This is a genomic window from Mesorhizobium sp. M7A.F.Ca.US.005.03.2.1 (assembly GCF_003997795.1).
Lineage (GTDB): Bacteria > Pseudomonadota > Alphaproteobacteria > Rhizobiales > Rhizobiaceae > Mesorhizobium > Mesorhizobium ciceri.
The window spans coordinates 1-2,288 of sequence record NZ_RZRP01000934.1 but is presented as its reverse complement, the minus strand read 5'-3'; the positions used below and the strand labels follow the sequence as shown (position 1 = coordinate 2,288).

At 60.4% G+C, this 2,288-nt stretch carries 2 protein-coding genes and 1 pseudogene; all 3 read right to left on the bottom strand.

The window, feature by feature from the left end; translation table 11 throughout:
* Window positions 1–185 (bottom strand): annotated as a pseudogene (locus EN991_RS40450) (acyl-CoA thioesterase); the annotation flags it as partial.
* Window positions 182–1,117, bottom strand: coding sequence for a 3-keto-5-aminohexanoate cleavage protein (locus EN991_RS32795; RefSeq protein WP_063168755.1), 936 nt, complete (start codon window positions 1,115–1,117; stop codon window positions 182–184). The gene EN991_RS32795 and the pseudogene EN991_RS40450, both read right to left, overlap by 4 nt.
* Before the next feature lie 31 nt (window positions 1,118–1,148).
* On the bottom strand, window positions 1,149–2,255 hold the full coding sequence (locus EN991_RS32790; RefSeq protein WP_063168756.1) for an ABC transporter ATP-binding protein: 1,107 nt from the start codon (window positions 2,253–2,255) through the stop codon (window positions 1,149–1,151).
* Between the last annotated feature and the right edge of the window lie 33 nt (window positions 2,256–2,288).

Here is a 2,288-nt window from a genome sequence, read left to right as displayed (position 1 = left end):
ATCTCCATCCTCACATCCGCCCAGCCAAGGGTCGGCGTCAAACGAGGATCGGCAATCCTGCCCAGCAACTGGAAACTGGCGTCATCGAACATCGCCACATAATGACGAACGTTGAGATGGCCCATCGCGTCGCACATCCAAGGATGCACGACGCCGACATAGGTTTCGATGCCGGGGGGCGTCAAAACCCGACCTCATGTGCGCCCTTGAGATCCAGCAGTTGACGGGCTTCGTCGGGCGTCGCGATTTCGAGCGACAACTCGTTGAGAATGCGCTTTATCTTGGCCACCTGTTCGGCATTGCTCTTGGCGAGCGTGCCCTTGCCGACATAGAGGCTGTCTTCCAAACCGACCCGTACATTGCCGCCCATGATCGCGCCCATCGTGCAGAGATTTATCTGGTGCTTGCCCGCGGCAAGGATCGACCAGAGATAGTCGTCTCCGAACAGCCGATCAGCCGTCCTGCGCATGTGCATCATGTCTTCTGGGTCGGCGCCGATACCGCCCAGCAGCCCGAAGATCGTCTGGACGAAAAGCGGCGGCTTCAGCAGCTTGCGGTCGAGAAAGTGCGCAAGCGTGTAGAGGTGACTGACATCGTAGCACTCGAACTCGAACTTCGTGCCATAAGCCTGGCCGACCTCGACGATGATCCGCTCGATCTGCTCGAACGTGTTGGAGACGATGCCCTTCTTTGTGTCTTCCAGATAGCCCTTCTCCCAGTCGTACTTCCAGTCGGTGTATTTCGGCGCGATGTGGTGCAAGGCGAAATTCATAGATCCCATATTGAGCGAGCAGAGTTCCGGCTTCGAAGCGTGCGCCGCTTCAAGGCGCTCTTCGAGGGTCATCTTCAGCCCGCCGCCGGTGGAAATGTTCATCACGGCGTCGGTCTGCTGCTTGATGCGCGGCAGGAAATCCATAAACAGCCTGGGATCAGGGGTAGGCTTGCCGGTCTCCGGATCGCGGGCATGCAGATGGATCACCGACGCCCCGGCTTCGGCTGCTCCGACAGCGGCGTCGACGATCTCGGACGGCGTTATCGGCAGATACGGGCTCATCGTCGGCGTGTGGATCGAGCCGGTGACCGCACAGGTGATGACGACTTTCGGCGATTTCTTCATGGTTGAACTCTCCCTTGTCTGCCTTTTGTTGTTATCTATCGAGAGCGAGGCAATCCTCACGACCACAGCCCAATCGAACCGCCTCGCCCGCATTGAGTTCGGACCGAGACGACGATGCGGCAAGCTTGACAATGAATTTCAGGCCGCCCGCCGTCACAGCGACGAGCCGGATGTGATCGCCGACATAGACGGACTGAACGACGGTTGCCGCGATCACGTTGAGGGCGGTGGAGCCTTCGTGCAATAAGGACATGCGCTCGGGCCTGATCGACAGCGTCACCCTGGCGCCCGTAGGGGGCGTCGCGCCAGGGGAAATGGCGTTCAACACCAGATCGCCATCGTCGAGATGGACGGCCACGCCACCATTTTCACCGCCGGCAAGCACGGTGCCGGACATGCGGTTGTTCTCGCCGATGAAGCTCGCCACAAAGCTGCCCGTCGGACGCTCATACAGTTCGCGTGGTGTCGAAAGCTGCTCGATGCGGCCGGCGCTGAACACCGCGATCCGGTCGGACATGGTCAGCGCCTCGGTCTGGTCGTGGGTCACATAAACGAACGTGACGCCAAGCCGGGCATGGATTTCCTTGATTTCGAACTGCATCTGCTCGCGCAGTTGCTTGTCTAGGGCGCCGAGCGGTTCGTCCATCAGGACAAGATTTGGTTCGAAGATCAGGGCGCGGGCAACCGCGACGCGTTGTTGCTGCCCACCCGAAAGCTGCGCCGGACGCCGGTTGCCGAATTCGGGCAACTGGACCATGTCGAGAACGTTCCTGACACGTTGCGTCACCTCCTCGCGGCCAAGTTTGCGGACCTCGAGTGGGAAAGCCAGATTTTCGGCGACCGTCATGTGCGGGAAAAGCGCGTAGTTCTGGAACACCATGCCGATGCCGCGACGATTGGCGGGAACGTTGTCGATGCGCTGACCGTCAATGAGGATTTCGCCCTCGGTCGTATCCTCGAATCCGGCAAGCATCATCAACGCCGTCGTCTTGCCGGATCCCGAAGGCCCCAGCAGCGTCAGGAATTCGCCGCGCATGATTTCCAGGTCGAGCTGACGCACCGCCTGGACGGTCTGCCCGTAGCGCTTGCTGACGCCACGAAACTCGACATGAACCGGGCCATGCGGGGATCCGCCCATCACCGCGCCTGCGCCTTCGGATCACGGCGTACC